This window comes from Nibrella saemangeumensis, from assembly GCF_039541915.1.
Classification (GTDB): Bacteria; Bacteroidota; Bacteroidia; order Cytophagales; family Spirosomataceae; genus Nibrella; species Nibrella saemangeumensis.
The window spans coordinates 71,649-86,188 of sequence record NZ_BAABHD010000083.1 but is presented as its reverse complement, the minus strand read 5'-3'; the positions used below and the strand labels follow the sequence as shown (position 1 = coordinate 86,188).

Here is a 14,540-nt window from a genome sequence, read left to right as displayed (position 1 = left end):
GAAAAGCCCCGGTCACATGACTGAGGCTTTTTTAGCCAAAGCGTAATATTTATGGGCTTTTTAGCCTAATCGAACACTTCTATCCTCTTCGATTGAAGCGTCTGTAGCGGAAAGATGGTGGTTGAGTCGCCCGTCCGGAGCGTCAGTGAGGTGTTGTCGATCTGCACAATGCTCCCTTTTACGTCATCAATCTGAACCGTCTGCCCCTCCCGAAACTTGTTTTTGGAGTAGAACGACGATAGCATATTCGCCAGCACATCGCGGGAGGCAATGCCGTAGCCCACAGCAAAAGCGAAGATGATGCCCCCAATAAGCAGGTTAAAACTGGACTCCAGTAGCTCGGTATTAATACCCGCTTGCCCCAGGGCACTGATAACGGTAATGATCAGAAAGAAGAAGAACACCACCATACCCAGCAACCGCCCGGACGCTATATTGAAAGACTGACAGATACTAATTACCGCCCGCTTTAGGGAATCGGCAACCAGGATACCGATGATGAGCATAATGGCTGCGGCTACCAGTTGTGGAATAAAATTAACCAGCGACAGCACCATGCTGGTAATGGCCGCTACACCCAGCGTTTCGGTAGCCGCCGTAATAAAAACCAGCAGGATAAAATAGTACAGGACTTTAGCAACAACTTCGCTCAGCTTGATTTCTACGTTTAGTTGTTTGATAATGTCGATCTCGTTGAGCTTTTCCCCTATCTTGTCGAAACCGACGCGCTTCAGCACCTTCCGGATAACCGAAGCTACCCCTTTCGCCAGTACCAGCCCAATGAGCAGAATGACCAATGCGCCAATCAGCCGGGGCACAAACGAAACAAACTGGTTAATCAGCGTCTGAAACGTGTTGATCAGGATTTCGGTCAGGTTCGGTAGGTTGTTCATGTTACGGGTTAGTTTCAGATTTAGACTGGCCAGTATCTGCCATAGCGGCTGCCACATCAAACAGGCTACCGGTATAGAGCACTACCACCTGGAGGGCGTTCCGGATAAGGTCAATCTCCGACACCAGTTCGGTTTTCAGGTGGGCCGGGCAACTGGCATCCGGCTCCAGCTGTTTGAATGGGTTTTCCATAAATTGGGTTTAGCGGAATGGCCATTTGAATGTAGTCAGCAGTTTCAGCAGTAACGCCAACCAGAATAGCACGCCCTCCAGATAGTACTTGCGCAGCTTCTCCTTCGACCGCTTCAGTCGCATCTTTACGGCACTTTCGGTCAGCCTCAGCATACTCGCAATATCGCGGATACTCAGGTCATCCTGGTATTTCATCAGCAGCAGACTTTGCTCTTCAGATGTCAGATGGTCCAGCGCCTTGTGCAGACGGTTAGCTTCCATTTCGGCTACTTCGGCGTCGTCGGAATCGGTATAATCCGGAAAATTTTCGTACCCTTCTTCCACATATACTTCCTTCTGCTTATGGCTGCGCAGGTGATCCATGCAGTAGTTATAGGTGACGGAGTACAGCCAGGTGGAGAATTTTGCCTGCTCTTTAAAACTCCCCAACCTGACAATAAGCCGCAGAAAAATGTCGTGTGTGAAGTCTTCGGCCTTTACCGGATCTTTGGTCAACTGTAAGCACCTACGGTACACCTTGTCACAGTACCGCTCGTAAAGGGCTTCAAAGTAGACGTTACGCTGGGTGACGACGTACGAGCGGATCAACTCCTCGTCGGTATACTCTTTCATTCCGGCAGTACTTATTTTCTGAGACGAGTTTATGCTCGTTTGGTAACGCTGCTCAAGCTGTTTGAGCAGCAGATTAGCTGGCAGTAAAATATGAAGCAATCTATTGAAAAACAAAAAAGCCCTGACCAACAGGCCAGGGCTAACGAAGTGTAATTATAAAGCATTAACCAATCGATACGCGCTTGAACTCAGATACCGTCAAGCCTTTGCTGGTACGATCCAGCAGTTGAGCAATCGTTACAGAATTATCTTTTACAAACTCCTGGTTGAGCAGCGTATTTTCTTTGTAGAATTTCTGCAGCTTACCCATGGCAATTTTCTCCAGCATAGCCTCGGGCTTGCCTTCCTGGCGGGCCTGCTCTTTACCGATTTCGATTTCGCGCTCAACGATGGTCGAATCAACGCCATCTTTGTCAAGAGCAACCGGCTTCATAGCGGCAATCTGCATGGCGATGTCCTTACCTACTTCGGTTACGTCGGTACCGTTGGCATTTTTCAGACCTACCAGTACACCCAGTTTACCGTTCGAGTGGATGTAAGAGACTACCTTCTCAGCCGTTACGTTTTCGTAAGCTACGACGTCGATTTTCTCACCGATTTTACCCATCAGGTCAACGATATGCTCCTGCAGCGTGCGACCATCTTCCTGCGGAGCCGCCAGCAGCGCTTCTTTGTTTTCGGCGTTAGTGGCCAGAGCCGTTTCTTTTGCCCGGTTAGCCAGGTTCTGGAAGTCAGCTACTTTGGATACCGGCTCGGTTTCGCAGGCCAGAGCGATCAGTTTACCATTGGTACCGTCTTCGCTCACTTCGGCCAGCACTACACCTTCAGCCGTTGTGTTTTCGGCACGTTTGTCAGCAATTTTCTGACCCTGCTTCCGCAGAATCTCTTTTGCTTTGTCGAAATCGCCATCGGCCTCGGTGAGGGCTTTCTTACAGTCCATCATACCGGCTCCCGTTTCCTGCCGAAGTCTGTTAACGTCTTGTGCGGTAATAGCCATAGTAAATTATAGAGATTGAATGATTGTCAGAATAATGTTTGCTTGCCTTCCGGCGGAGGATTATAACGGAATAGCCCATAGCAGGGCTACGGGCTATTCGATTCGTTACCTTAGAGAGTGGGATTATTCGCCCCGATCTTCTTCGGCAATCGCTGCGGGTGAGCCGGTAGCCTCGGCACCTTCAACCAGTTTCGACTCATCTTCGGCCTTCGCCTGAATCAGTGACTGGTCTTCCTGGCGCTTGGCTTCCTCTTCTTCCTGCAGACGCTGATCGTCTTTATCTTGCTTACGCTCCAGCAGGCCTTCTTCAATCGCTTTTCCGATGGCCAGCGTAATCAGTGAAATGGATTTATAGGCATCATCGTTGGCCGGGATTGGGAAATCAACCAAATCCGGGTTCGAGTTAGTATCGCACATCGCGAAGACCGGAATACCTAACCGGTTAGCTTCGGCAACGGCAATATGCTCGCGCTTTACGTCCACCACAAACAGGGCTGCCGGCAGGCGCGTCAGGTCAGCTATACCGCCCAATACGCGCTCCAGTTTATCTTTTTCGCGGGTTAGCGTCAGTCGCTCACGCTTAGCCAGGTTGTTGACAGTTGCCTCGTCTTTCAGCATCTTCTCCAGGCTTTGCAGTTTCTTCAGCGACTTCCGGATGGTGGCGAAGTTAGTCAGCATACCACCCAGCCATCGGTCGGTTACGAACGGCATTTTCAGCCGACGCGCTTCTTCCGACACAATTTCCTGGGCTTGCTTCTTCGTTGCCACGAACATCACCTTGCGGCCCGACCGAACAACTCCTTTGATGGCATTTGAAGCCTCCTGCAGGCTGGCCAACGTTTTGTTGAGGTCAATAATATGGATACCGTTCTTCTCCATGAAGATGTACGGTGCCATTTTGGGATCCCACTTACGCGTCAGGTGACCAAAGTGTACACCAGCGTCGAGCAGGTCTTTATATTCTACTTGTGCCATTTTGCTTAATGAACAATGAATAATGAATGATTAAAAAATACGCAGCACAGTACGTCGGCATCATCTAAGTACTGTCTGGACAAATAAAGCAGGGGGCTTGGAGCGGGGGGCAGGGTGTATTCAGTCTGCCCCAGGCACAATGCCCTATGCTGATGATTAGCGCTTCGAGAACTGGAACCGACGGCGGGCCTTGGCGCGACCGTATTTCTTCCGCTCGACCATGCGCGAGTCACGCGTCAGGAAGCCTTCCTTCTTCAGGGCCGGACGGAACTCCGCGTTCGACTCAACCAGTGCGCGGGAGATGGCCATCCGGATGGCTTCAGCCTGACCGGCGATACCACCACCACGAACGTTTACTTTCACATCGTAGCTCTCATTGGCGTTGATGGTTGCGAAAGGCTGCTTCGTAATGATTTGCAGAATCTCAGAGGGGAAGTACTGGGTGTACTCTTTTCCGTTTACCTGGATGGCACCGGTACCGGGTGACAGATACACACGGGCAACAGCAGTTTTCCGGCGGCCAATGGTGTTAATTCTTTCCATTCTTTTGGTTCTTACAACTTAATTTCTTTCGGTTGCTGTGCTGTGTGGGGGTGCTTGTCACCGGCATAAACATGCAGGTTGGTGAACAGGCGACGGCCCAAACGATTTCTTGGCAGCATGCCTTTCACGGCGTGCTCGAGTACGCGGGTCGGATGTTTCTCCAACAACTCGCGGGGCGTAGTAAAACGCTGACCACCCGGGTAACCCGTGTGACGAACGTATACTTTGTCAGTCATCTTGCGGCCGGTCAGACGGATCTTTTCGGCGTTGATGATAATCACGTTATCTCCACAATCAACGTGCGGGGTAAAATTGGGCTTATGCTTGCCGCGGATAATAGCGGCCACCTGGCTGGCCAGACGACCTAATACCGCGCCCTGAGCATCTACGATCACCCAATCCTTCTGCGCCGTTTCCTTATTGGCAGAGATGGTTTTGTAGCTTAACGTATTCACTGGATTTTGAGCGTATTGATTGATTTACAGACGATTTGCAAACACAAAAAACTCCCGTCCGAAAACGGGAGTGCAAATATAGGTGATAATCAGGTGAAAGACAAGAAATTTGTCGTTCTAACTCGTAACGACTATCCACTCTATCGCAGTTTCAGCGTTACCAGACTAATAACCGCCAGCATAATGCCGACAATCCAGAAGCGGGTTACAATTTTGGCTTCGTGGTAGCCTTTCTTCTGGAAGTGGTGGTGCAGGGGAGCCATCAGGAAGATTCGCCGGCCTTCCCCGTACTTTCTCTTGGTGTAGCGGAAGTAGGTTACCTGGAGAATGACCGACAGGCTTTCGACAAAAAAGATGCCGCACAGGATCGGAATGAGCAGCTCTTTCCGAATGGCCAGGGAGAGTACCGCAATTACCCCGCCCAGCATCAGGCTACCGGTATCGCCCATAAAGACCTGCGCCGGATAGGAGTTATACCAGAGAAACCCGACCAGGGCCCCCACAAAGGCCGCACAGAAAATCACCAGTTCACCCACATTGGGAATGTACATGATGTTCAGGTACTGCGAGAAGATCTTGTTACCCGACAGATAAGCCAGTACCCCCAGCGTCAGCACGATGATGACGGAGGTACCACCCGCCAGCCCGTCGATGCCATCGGTAAGGTTTGCCCCGTTGGATACGGCCGTAATGATGAAGGTAACTATCAGCACAAACAGTATCCAGGTATACTGCTCCGGAATAAAACCAGGCAGCAGCGAGCTGTAATCAAACTCGTTGTTCTTGACGAAGGGAACCGTAGTTACCAGCGATTTAACATCCCGGTACACATCCGGCGCAATGGATGTGCTGAGTGTACGCGGCTGGTAAATCCTGATTTTGACGTACTGATTAAAATAGAGCGTTAAGCCAACAATGAGCCCCAATCCAACCTGACCGACAACCTTAAACTTACCAGCCAGTCCTTCTTTGTTTTTTTTGAAGACCTTGATATAATCATCCAGGAAGCCAATGAGGCCGGTCCAGACGGCCGTTACCAGCAGCAGAATAATGTATACATTGGATAGCTTGGCAAACAGCAGCGCCGGAATCAGCATGGAGGCCAGAATGATAAACCCACCCATGGTAGGCGTACCCCGCTTTTTCATTTGACCCTCCAGACCGAGGTCACGAATTTCTTCGCCGATCTGCAGACTTCTGAGTTTATTGATGATGCGACGACCAAAGATGGCGGCAATCAGCAGCGACAGCGCAAGGGAACCGGCAGCGCGGAAAGACAGGTATCGGAACACCCCGGCTCCGGGTAGATCAAACTGCTGATCTAAGTAGGAGAATAGATAATAAAGCATACTGGGTAAGCTGAAAATCAGTGTATGAACCGGCAGCTACCCGAAATGTTCAGACACCAATGGAGCCATCAAAGTTACAGCGCTTATTTCGGTTATTCTAATTTCTTCTAATGAGTATCGACCGAACCAGACTTCACTTCCGCAAAGGCGTCCCGCAGCACTTGCCGGTCATCAAAGTCATGTTTCACCCCTTTTATCTCCTGATACGTCTCGTGTCCTTTACCGGCTACCAGGATAATATCATGAGGTTTGGCCATCGATACGGCTTTTAGGATGGCTTCGCGCCGATCGGGAATGGTCTGTGTTTTCTTGAAGTCGATGGGCGGTACACCGGCCTGCATCTGCTCCAGAATAGCCATTGGGTCTTCGTCGCGGGGGTTATCGGACGTCATAATGACCTTGTCGCTGAATTTGCAGGCAATCTCGGCCATAATGGGGCGCTTGGCGGCATCGCGGTTACCGCCACAGCCGACAATGGTGATCACCTGCTCATCGGCCTGCCGCAGCCCGTCAATGGTCTCCAGCACATTCTGCAAGGCATCGGGTGTATGGGCATAATCAACAATACCCACGATCTGCTCCTCGGATACCACCTGCTCAAAGCGGCCGGGGGGCGGCATCAGGCCGGAAAGCTGGGTCAAAACCTCTTCCGGGTCTTCGCCCAGCAGCACGGCGGCTCCGTATACGCCCAGGATGTTATAGGCATTGAACCGGCCAATGAGCTTGAACCAGACCTCCTTTCCGTCGATTTCCATGTGCAGCCCAAACAGGCTATCGGCCAGCAGCTTGCCCTTGAAGGTCGCCAGTGTTTGCAGCGAAAAGCTTTCTTTGCGGGCAGCGGTGTTCTGCAGCATCACCATCCCCCGCTTATCGTCGATGTTGACCAGCGCAAAAGCGGAAGCGGGTAACTGATCGAAGAAGCCTTTTTTAGCTTTGATGTAATTATCGAATGTACCGTGAAAATCGAGGTGGTCGTGGGTGATGTTGGTAAAAATGCCGCCGGCAAACGTCAGCCCGGCAATACGCTGCTGCACCACGGCATGGGAGCTTACCTCCATAAAGCAGTGGGTGCAGCCGTGCTTCAGCATGTCGGTCAGCAGCGCATTCGTGGTGATTATATCCGGTGTCGTGTGCGTAGCCGGAATAACGGTATCATCAATCTGGTTCTGTACCGTCGAGATCAGCCCTACCCGGTAACCCAGCGCCCGGAATAGCCGGAAAAGCAGCGTAGCCGTAGAGGTTTTTCCGTTGGTACCCGTCACCCCCACGAGCTTCAGCTTGCGAGATGGATGGCCGTAGAAGTTTGCCGCGGTCAGGCCCTGAGTATAGGCACTATCCTGCACCTGCACGTAAGCAACGGCCGGTGCAGGATTGGCCGGCATCTCCTCGCAAAGGATAGCCGAAGCACCCTGCCGCACCGCCGTGTCAATAAACTTATGCCCGTCGGTTACCGTACCCCGAACGGCAACGAACAGGCTGCCGGGCCCGACCTTTCGGGAATCCAGCGTAATGGTATTAATAACTGCCTCCATATCACCCGCCGTAGCGAGGATCGGCACTTTATACAAAAGTTCTTTGATGGTCATTCCAACGTGAGTGTTATTTGTTTTATCCCGGACAGGGCCATACCGGGTTCAATGGATTGTTCGGTTACTTTGCCCCGTCCCTGCACCGACACACGAAGTCCTCTGTTTTCGAGCAGGTGCAAGGCGTCGCGCAGCGTGAGCCCCCGTACATCGGGTACCTGATTCGGCCGCGTTTCCTGACTACGCCAGGTCTCCCGGTTACCGTTCGCTACCGTGCGTACCCAGCCTTCAGTAGCCGGCTGACTGCCAAGGCCCGCTTCACTGGCAATAATATGCAAATCATTGGCGTAACCGGCCTTGAGCCCTGGTACCGAATGGGGGCCCCGACGAGCCATCATGGCCGGTTCGTGAATGTTAATATCATACCCGTAAATGCGATCAGCGACCTCCCTGAACACCGGAGCCGCCACACTCCCACCGTACAGGGCATTAATATGGTCACCGTGCGGATTATCCACCACCGTTATGCAGCTATATTTAGGCTTGTCTGCCGGGAAATAGCCAATAAACGATGTATAGTAACGTCCTACCTGATAGCGACCGCTTATGATCTTCTGGGCCGTTCCGGTTTTACCGGCAATGCGGTAGTTAGGGCTTTGAATTTTCTTGGCTGTTCCCTGGGTCACCACCCCTTCCAGCATTTCCCTGACAAGTTTGGCCGTTTGGGGCGAACAGATTGGCTCAGGTGCGGTGTAAGGCTTAATTTCTTCGAGTACCTCATCGGCCAGCCTGATTTGCTTGACAATCATAGGTCGCACCCATTTTCCGTTATTAGCCACGGCATTGTAAAACGTCAGCATCTGCAAGGGCGTAATTGCCATTTCGTAGCCATAGGCCATAAACGCCAGAGAGGTTTTACTCCACCCTTTTGAGTTTGGATTGCGGACAAACGGCGTCGCTTCGCCCTGCATCTGGATGCCGGTCGGCTTGGTTAACCGAAACTGGTTCAGGTAACGGCAGTAAGTTTCAGGCCGGGTGTAGAAGTAATCGCGCATGAGCAGGTGGATACCCACGTTGGACGACTTTTCAAACACCTGCCGGGCCGTCAGGATACCAGAACCATGGCCACTGGCATCAGCAATGGTCAGGCCGTGGTAGCGCATGGAGCCACCACCGGTGTTTACCTTTTTCTCGGGCGAAATAGCTTTTTCCTCCAGCAGGGCCATCATCGTCGCCAGCTTAAAGGTTGAACCCGGATCAGTGCGGCCGGCCAGCGCGTGATTAAAGGTTTCCAGGTATCGGACAGAACCACCGGTCGTGTAGCGGGTCAGGTTGGCCATCGCCCGGATCTCGCCGGTAGCCACTTCCATCACAATCACGCACCCTTTGTCGGCCTGGTAATTATCAAGGGCATTTCGCAGGGCCGTTTCGGCTATATCCTGAAAGTTAACGTCCAGTGTAGTGATCAGGTCATGGCCCGGCTCCGGTTTCAGGCTGGGGCCGCTACCAACCGGTTTAGGAACGCCCCCGGCCAGAATTTCAACTGTGCCCACAGCATCCTTACCAGCCAGATGCGTCTGGTAACTGGCTTCCAGGCCAATCAGCCCCCGGCCTGTTTTCGGGTTCAGGTCGCCAATGGTTCGCTTGGCCATTTGCTCAAACGGATGATACCGCTTGTAAATGGGGCGCAATACACCACCCCGGGCCGCCACTTTGGACGTACTGCGAAAAAAAGGCCATTTCCGCATCTCCTGCCGCTCCTGGTAGTTGATCAGCCGCCGGCTCAGCCGGACATACCGCTGCCGCTCGTTGTCTCTGGCCGACTTTAGCATCTCTTTATAGTCCTGCGTCGAACGATCTTTGAACATCCTGGCAAGCAGAACAGACAGGGAGTCAATCTTGTCATCAAAGTACTTGTCCTTCGCTACGTGCGGGTCAAACCCAACTTCGTAAAAGGGCAGCGATGTAGCCAGCAGGCTATTGCCGTCGGCCGCGTAGATGTTACCCCGCTTGGCCCGAAGGGTATCGCTTTTGATTCGGATGCCATCAATGCGCTGACTCCAGTACTTACCTTTGTACTGCTGGAAGAACTGCACGTGCACCAGCCGCCCGACGATCGTCACGGCCACTACGATGATAAAAATATACGCTTGCGTGGCCCTACGAAGAATATCCTGCTTAATATTCATCTCGTTTTACGACTATTTTTTGGGGTGGTATGATCGTATCTTTCTGGATACCTTTATCGTCTTTGGTAACTTGCCTGTTAACCAGGCCAAAGGCTGCCACACGTTTGCCAATCTCGGATTGTTTGCTGCTTCGCATAAATTCTGCCTGAAGGCTCGTGTAGTGCGCACGCAGTTCGTCTACTTCGGTCTTCGTACGCAGCATCCGCCGGACCAGCCGCTCGGCATTGTGGTTCAGGCCAATGTAAATGGTCAAGAGCAGCGAAACCCACAGAATGCGGTCCAGGTTGCGCATCGGCCACGCGTCTTCGCGCCCGAAAAGCCGTAAAGCGGTTTCGTCAACCCACCGCTGTAGCCGGTTCGGTTCCTTTTTCTGCCGAACCTTAGGCGGTGCTTTCTCCGTCGGTGTCTTAAATGTATTCAGCGCCATTTTTTTGTGGTCTGCAATTTTTAGTAGGCAATAGGTAGTTCTCGGTGGGCAGCAGGCAATTGAAAGTATCCAGAAAATAAAGCCTGACGTTTGCTAACCTATTCTGTCCACTGCAAACTGCCTACTAAAACTTGCCTACTCTATCTTCTCCGCTATTCGCAGTTTCGCACTCCGCGCCCTGGGGTTCCGGCTTACTTCTTCCGCAAAGGCCTCAATGGGTTTGCGGGTAATCGCCTGCAAGGGTTTCTGCTCGTTGCCGAACAGGTCCTTTTCTACGTCGCCGTGAAACTTCCCTTTATTGATAAAATTCTTCACCAACCGGTCCTCCAGCGAATGATACGACATCACCACCAGCCGGCCGCCGGGTGCCAGCGCATCCGGTACCTGTTCCAGGAATTCCTCCAGCACTTTCAGCTCTTCATTTACCTCAATACGTAAGGCCTGAAATACCTGAGCGAAATACTTGTTCTCCCGGTTTCGGGGCGCATAGCGCTGGAGTACCATCTTCAGATCGTTTACGGTTTTCATCGGCCGGTTCAGCCGCGCCGATACGATGGCCCCCGCCAAAGTGCGGGCGTTGGTTACCTCGCCATACATACCCAGAATGCGGTGCAGCTTTTCCTCCGGATACTCGTTGACGATCTGGGCAGCCGTAACGGGTGCCTGCTGATTCATCCGCATATCCAGCTCAGCGTCAAAACGCGTCGAGAAACCCCGCTCGGGGGTGTCAATCTGGTGCGACGATATACCCAGGTCGGCCAGAATACCGTCTACTTCCTTAATGGCATACAAGCGCAGGTAGCGCTTCAGATGCCGGAAATTGGCGGCTATAAAAGTAAGCCGTCGATCGTTCAGCGCATCAGCATTGGCTTTGGCATCGGCATCCTGATCAAAAACCAGCAGTCGGCCGCCCTCCAGCCGCTCCAGAATAGCCCGGCTGTGCCCTCCGCCCCCAAAGGTAACATCGACGTACGTACCACCGGGTTTAATAGCCAGTCCGTCCAGACAGGCCTCCAGCATCACCGGCTCGTGGTAATTAGTAGTGTGCATACAGTAGCATTTCCCGGCCACTTTTTTGTCTTTCAACCAGACAACCCTGAATCGCCAATTGGTCAGGAACCTTAGCGAATCGGTGGCCGTTACAAACATAGCAATTTCGGCGAAATGCCACCGACCGGCTGATAAAGCCACCCGCACAAACTTCCTGAATGAATGAAAAAGTTACTGTTCTGGACAGTTCTTACGATTGGGCTACCCATAGCCTGCACCAGTGATCAACCTGTTTCGGTAAAATCCGGTACCTGGCGGGCCGTTCTAAAGACTGCCGGCGGAGAACTTCCGTTTGGATTAGATATTCAGCCGAATGCCGACGGCAAGACTTATACCGTGTTTGCGCTTACCGCCAATGAGCGGCTTAAGATGGATACAGCCACGGTGCAAAACGATTCTCTTCGTATTCCGATGGGCATTTTCGAATCAGAACTGGTGGCGAAAGTGACCGACAACCAGTTACAGGGCATCTGGCGCAAGCGACGCACTGGGAACGACTATCAGATTTTACCGTTTGAAGCACAGCACGGGGTTAACTACCGCTTTGCGCCCAATGGCCAACCGGCAAAAGCGAGCGTTTCCGGTAAATGGGCTACGCTCTTCCGCGCCGTCGATAGCAAAGATACCACGCTGGCCGTTGGCGTGTTTGACCAGCAGGGCGATAAACTCACCGGGACGTTTCTGACCCCTACCGGCGATTACCGTTACCTCCAGGGCAATGTCTACGGCGATAGCCTGTTTCTGTCAACGTTCGACGGCAACCATGCTTATTTATTCAAGGCAAAACAGCAGCCGGACGGTAGTCTAAGCGGTACTTTTCGCTCCGGCGCTACCTACGTCGAAAACTGGACCGCCCGCCTGGACCCCAATGCCACGCTGCCCAACCCGGCTACGCTGACGTACCTCAAGCCCGGCAACAAAACGATTAGCTTCCGTTTCCCGGATGCAACTGGTAAAGTGGTGTCCAGCAACGACGAGCGGTTTAAGAATAAAGTTGTCATTCTCCAGATTCTGGGCTCCTGGTGTCCCAATTGCATGGACGAAACCAACTTTCTGAGCCCCTGGTACCAAAAGAACCGGCAGCGGGGTGTGGAGGTTGTGGGTTTGGCTTTTGAGAAATCAGCCGATTTGACCGAGTCTGCACCCAAGTTGCAACGGATGGTCAACCGCTTTAATGTCGATTACCCGGTGGTGCTGGCCGGAACGAATGATAAAGCCGAAGCCTCCAAAGCCTTACCGGCCCTGAACCGGGTGGTCGCCTTCCCAACCACCATTTTTCTGGATAAGAAAGGAAACGTTCGGCATATTCATACCGGTTTCTCCGGTCCGGGTACCGGCAAGTATTACGATGAATATGTCGAAGAATTTAACCGGCTGGTAGATAAGCTACTGGCGGAGTAACACTATTATAATGTCTCGTCAGGAAAAACTGCTGTTGTTTGTGCTGGGTTGCATCAACTTCACGCACATTGTCGATTTTATCATCATGATGCCGATGGGACCGCAGTTGATGCGGTACTTCAATCTGAGCACCGAAGAGTTTGGTTTTCTGGTAGCTGCCTATAGCCTGAGTGCCGGCGCTTCCGGTTTTCTGGCCGCGTTTGTGGTCGACCGCTTTGATCGGAAAAAGGTCATTCTGTTCGGCTACATCGGGTTTGTAGTCGGCACCCTTGCCTGCGGGCTGGCTCCTACGTTCGGTTTGCTGGTGGCGGCCCGTACCATAGCCGGTTTGTTCGGTGGTATATTAGGTGCGCAGGTGATGGCTATCGTGAGCGATGCCTTTCCCTACCAGCGCCGGGCGCAGGCCATGTCATTTGTTATGACTGCTTTCTCCGTGGCTTCGGTGGTGGGTATTCCGCTGGGGTTGTATCTGGCTACTGAAATCAGCTGGCATGCTCCCTTTCTGGCCTTAGGCGGCTTAGGTGGCATTGTTACCGGATTAATTATCCGGTTTGTTCCCCGCATCAATGCCCACGTGCAGCAGCGAGGCAGCCGGCCGCATCCGATTACCGCCATCACGGCCGTAGTAAAAAACCCAAACCAGCTACGGGCCCTCTTGCTGACTACGGTACTCATGCTGGGACATTTCAGTATAATTCCCTTTCTGTCGCCTTCGCTGGTGTCTAACGCCGGCTTCAGCGAAAGCCAGTTGTATCTGATCTATCTGGTTGGGGGTGCGCTGACCATCTTTTCGGCTCCGTTGGTGGGTAAACTGGCCGACCGTCAGGGCAAACTGCCTGTTTTTATGGTCTTCGCGGTATTGTCGCTCCTTCCGATTCTGCTGATTACGCAAATGGGGCCTTCGCCGATGACCTATGTGCTCTTTGTATCGGGTATCTTTTTCATTTTTACCAACGGCCGCATGATTCCTACACAGGCTATGGTATCGTCGGTAGTGTTACCCCAGCAGCGGGGTAGCTTCATGAGTTTCAACTCGTCGGTGCAACTTCTGGCCCAGGCTGCGGCTACGTACGGAGCTGGGCTAATCGTTCAGAAATCGCCAACCGGCCAGTTGCTTCACTACGACTGGGTTGGGTATGTAGCCATTACCATAATCTTCCTGAGCATTTTTATTGCCCGCACCGTTAAGCCCATCGATGTGGCGGTAGTTGCCGTTCCTGCCGAGTAATTCCGGATGTACCCCAGGTCCTCTGAATAGCTTTTCGGTGACGAAAATGCTGCAGGTAACTTGGGGTAGACTTTTTAAGTCCATTTTAGTCATACCAGATTAATAGTATGCTTGCATAATATCTTCAAAAACTTGTAGATTTACCGACCTTGACAAGCACATGGAATAGAAGCGAGACGGGTATGAAAAAGGAGAAGACGGTTGATTTTCATGTTAAATGGGCCTGGCATGCCATTTCGCGGATGTATAATGCGTATGCCGCCCGGTACGATATGACAATGGCCATCGGCTATGTCCTGCTGAACATCGATATTGAAAACGGTACACCGGCCACCAAAATTGGTCCGTTACTGGGCATGGAGCCCCGAAGCCTAGTCAGAATGCTGAAAAGCCTGGAGGACCGGGGCTGGATACGACGCGAGACCGATGAGAACGATAAGCGCTTTGTGCGTATTATGCTGACCGAAGAAGGTAAAAAGAAGAGGGAGATAGCCCGCGACGGCGTTATCCAGTTCAATAATATGATACGCGAACGGATTCCCCTGGATAAACTGGTGGTCTTTTTTGACGTTATAAAAGAAATCAACCGGATTGTCGAGGAGGAAAACGGCCGGCTGAAAGAAAGCTCATCGTCCGAGACGGAAGCATTAACGATGGAATAACGTTCCTGCTTTAATGACAAGTTATGGCAACAGCAACGGAGAT

The 14,540-nt window shown here is 52.1% G+C and carries 15 protein-coding genes; 3 read left to right on the top strand and 12 right to left on the bottom strand.

What is annotated here, in order from left to right; genetic code table 11:
* Positions 1–65: 65 nt before the first annotated feature.
* From ABD949_RS26555 to rsmH, 12 genes are all read right to left on the bottom strand, one after another.
* Positions 66–893 (bottom strand): mechanosensitive ion channel family protein, encoded by an 828-nt coding sequence (locus ABD949_RS26555; RefSeq protein WP_345248799.1) that lies wholly within the window; start codon positions 891–893, stop codon positions 66–68.
* 1 nt (position 894) lies between these two features.
* Positions 895–1,083 carry a hypothetical protein gene (locus ABD949_RS26550; protein ID WP_345248797.1) on the bottom strand — a complete coding sequence of 63 codons (189 nt, stop codon included), beginning with the start codon at positions 1,081–1,083 and terminating at the stop codon, positions 895–897.
* A 9-nt stretch (positions 1,084–1,092) separates the two neighbouring features.
* Positions 1,093–1,695, bottom strand: a complete 603-nt coding sequence (locus ABD949_RS26545) for an RNA polymerase sigma factor (RefSeq protein ID WP_345248795.1) — start codon at positions 1,693–1,695, stop codon at positions 1,093–1,095.
* A 163-nt stretch (positions 1,696–1,858) separates the two neighbouring features.
* On the bottom strand, positions 1,859–2,692 hold the full coding sequence (gene tsf, locus ABD949_RS26540) for a translation elongation factor Ts (RefSeq protein ID WP_345248793.1): 834 nt from the start codon (positions 2,690–2,692) through the stop codon (positions 1,859–1,861).
* Positions 2,693–2,815: 123 nt separating this feature from the next.
* Entirely contained in the window at positions 2,816–3,667 is an 852-nt protein-coding gene (gene rpsB, locus ABD949_RS26535) for a 30S ribosomal protein S2 (RefSeq protein WP_345248791.1), read from the bottom strand.
* 156 nt (positions 3,668–3,823) lie between these two features.
* On the bottom strand, positions 3,824–4,210 hold the full coding sequence (rpsI, locus tag ABD949_RS26530; protein ID WP_345248789.1) for a 30S ribosomal protein S9: 387 nt from the start codon (positions 4,208–4,210) through the stop codon (positions 3,824–3,826).
* Positions 4,211–4,221: 11 nt separating this feature from the next.
* Entirely contained in the window at positions 4,222–4,665 is a 444-nt protein-coding gene (gene rplM / locus ABD949_RS26525; RefSeq protein WP_345248786.1) for a 50S ribosomal protein L13, read from the bottom strand.
* 140 nt (positions 4,666–4,805) lie between these two features.
* Positions 4,806–6,014, bottom strand: coding sequence for a phospho-N-acetylmuramoyl-pentapeptide-transferase (mraY, locus tag ABD949_RS26520; protein ID WP_345248784.1), 1,209 nt, complete (start codon positions 6,012–6,014; stop codon positions 4,806–4,808).
* Positions 6,015–6,121: 107 nt separating this feature from the next.
* Positions 6,122–7,600, bottom strand: a complete 1,479-nt coding sequence (locus ABD949_RS26515) for a UDP-N-acetylmuramoyl-L-alanyl-D-glutamate--2,6-diaminopimelate ligase (protein WP_345248782.1) — start codon at positions 7,598–7,600, stop codon at positions 6,122–6,124.
* Entirely contained in the window at positions 7,597–9,729 is a 2,133-nt protein-coding gene (locus ABD949_RS26510; RefSeq protein WP_345248780.1) for a penicillin-binding protein, read from the bottom strand. Before ABD949_RS26510 ends, ABD949_RS26515 begins: the two co-directional genes overlap by 4 nt.
* A complete protein-coding gene (locus tag ABD949_RS26505; protein ID WP_345248778.1) occupies positions 9,719–10,156 on the bottom strand; it encodes an FtsL-like putative cell division protein in 438 nt (145 codons plus the stop codon). Before ABD949_RS26505 ends, ABD949_RS26510 begins: the two co-directional genes overlap by 11 nt.
* Positions 10,157–10,291: 135 nt before the next feature.
* Positions 10,292–11,206: a 16S rRNA (cytosine(1402)-N(4))-methyltransferase RsmH gene (gene rsmH / locus ABD949_RS26500; protein WP_345248776.1), complete on the bottom strand. Its 915-nt coding sequence runs from the start codon at positions 11,204–11,206 to the stop codon at positions 10,292–10,294.
* 162 nt (positions 11,207–11,368) lie between these two features.
* Between rsmH and ABD949_RS26495 the strand changes: the two genes are divergently transcribed.
* From ABD949_RS26495 to ABD949_RS26485, 3 genes are all read left to right on the top strand, one after another.
* The gene (locus tag ABD949_RS26495; RefSeq protein WP_345248774.1) at positions 11,369–12,607 is read left to right on the top strand and encodes a TlpA disulfide reductase family protein; all 1,239 of its coding nucleotides are present in this window, start codon (positions 11,369–11,371) and stop codon (positions 12,605–12,607) included.
* 10 nt (positions 12,608–12,617) lie between these two features.
* Entirely contained in the window at positions 12,618–13,835 is a 1,218-nt protein-coding gene (locus ABD949_RS26490) for an MFS transporter (protein WP_345248772.1), read from the top strand.
* 182 nt (positions 13,836–14,017) lie between these two features.
* Complete coding sequence (locus ABD949_RS26485) at positions 14,018–14,497, top strand: MarR family winged helix-turn-helix transcriptional regulator (RefSeq protein WP_345248770.1); 480 nt, start codon at positions 14,018–14,020, stop codon at positions 14,495–14,497.
* The last annotated feature ends 43 nt before the right edge of the window (positions 14,498–14,540 follow it).

Excerpts from the sequence above, each read along its gene's own strand:
- ABD949_RS26555 (WP_345248799.1), bottom strand. The coding sequence starts at position 893 with ATGAACAACCTACCGAACCTGACCGAAATCCTGATCAACACGTTTCAG.
- ABD949_RS26550 (WP_345248797.1), bottom strand. The coding sequence starts at position 1,083 with ATGGAAAACCCATTCAAACAGCTGGAGCCGGATGCCAGTTGCCCGGCC.
- ABD949_RS26545 (WP_345248795.1), bottom strand. The coding sequence starts at position 1,695 with ATGAAAGAGTATACCGACGAGGAGTTGATCCGCTCGTACGTCGTCACC.
- tsf (WP_345248793.1), bottom strand. The coding sequence starts at position 2,692 with ATGGCTATTACCGCACAAGACGTTAACAGACTTCGGCAGGAAACGGGA.
- rpsB (WP_345248791.1), bottom strand. The coding sequence starts at position 3,667 with ATGGCACAAGTAGAATATAAAGACCTGCTCGACGCTGGTGTACACTTT.
- rpsI (WP_345248789.1), bottom strand. The coding sequence starts at position 4,210 with ATGGAAAGAATTAACACCATTGGCCGCCGGAAAACTGCTGTTGCCCGT.
- mraY (WP_345248784.1), bottom strand. The coding sequence starts at position 6,014 with ATGCTTTATTATCTATTCTCCTACTTAGATCAGCAGTTTGATCTACCC.
- ABD949_RS26515 (WP_345248782.1), bottom strand. The coding sequence starts at position 7,600 with ATGACCATCAAAGAACTTTTGTATAAAGTGCCGATCCTCGCTACGGCG.
- ABD949_RS26510 (WP_345248780.1), bottom strand. The coding sequence starts at position 9,729 with ATGAATATTAAGCAGGATATTCTTCGTAGGGCCACGCAAGCGTATATT.
- ABD949_RS26505 (WP_345248778.1), bottom strand. The coding sequence starts at position 10,156 with ATGGCGCTGAATACATTTAAGACACCGACGGAGAAAGCACCGCCTAAG.
- rsmH (WP_345248776.1), bottom strand. The coding sequence starts at position 11,206 with ATGCACACTACTAATTACCACGAGCCGGTGATGCTGGAGGCCTGTCTG.
- ABD949_RS26495 (WP_345248774.1), top strand. The coding sequence starts at position 11,369 with ATGAAAAAGTTACTGTTCTGGACAGTTCTTACGATTGGGCTACCCATA.
- ABD949_RS26490 (WP_345248772.1), top strand. The coding sequence starts at position 12,618 with ATGTCTCGTCAGGAAAAACTGCTGTTGTTTGTGCTGGGTTGCATCAAC.
- ABD949_RS26485 (WP_345248770.1), top strand. The coding sequence starts at position 14,018 with ATGAAAAAGGAGAAGACGGTTGATTTTCATGTTAAATGGGCCTGGCAT.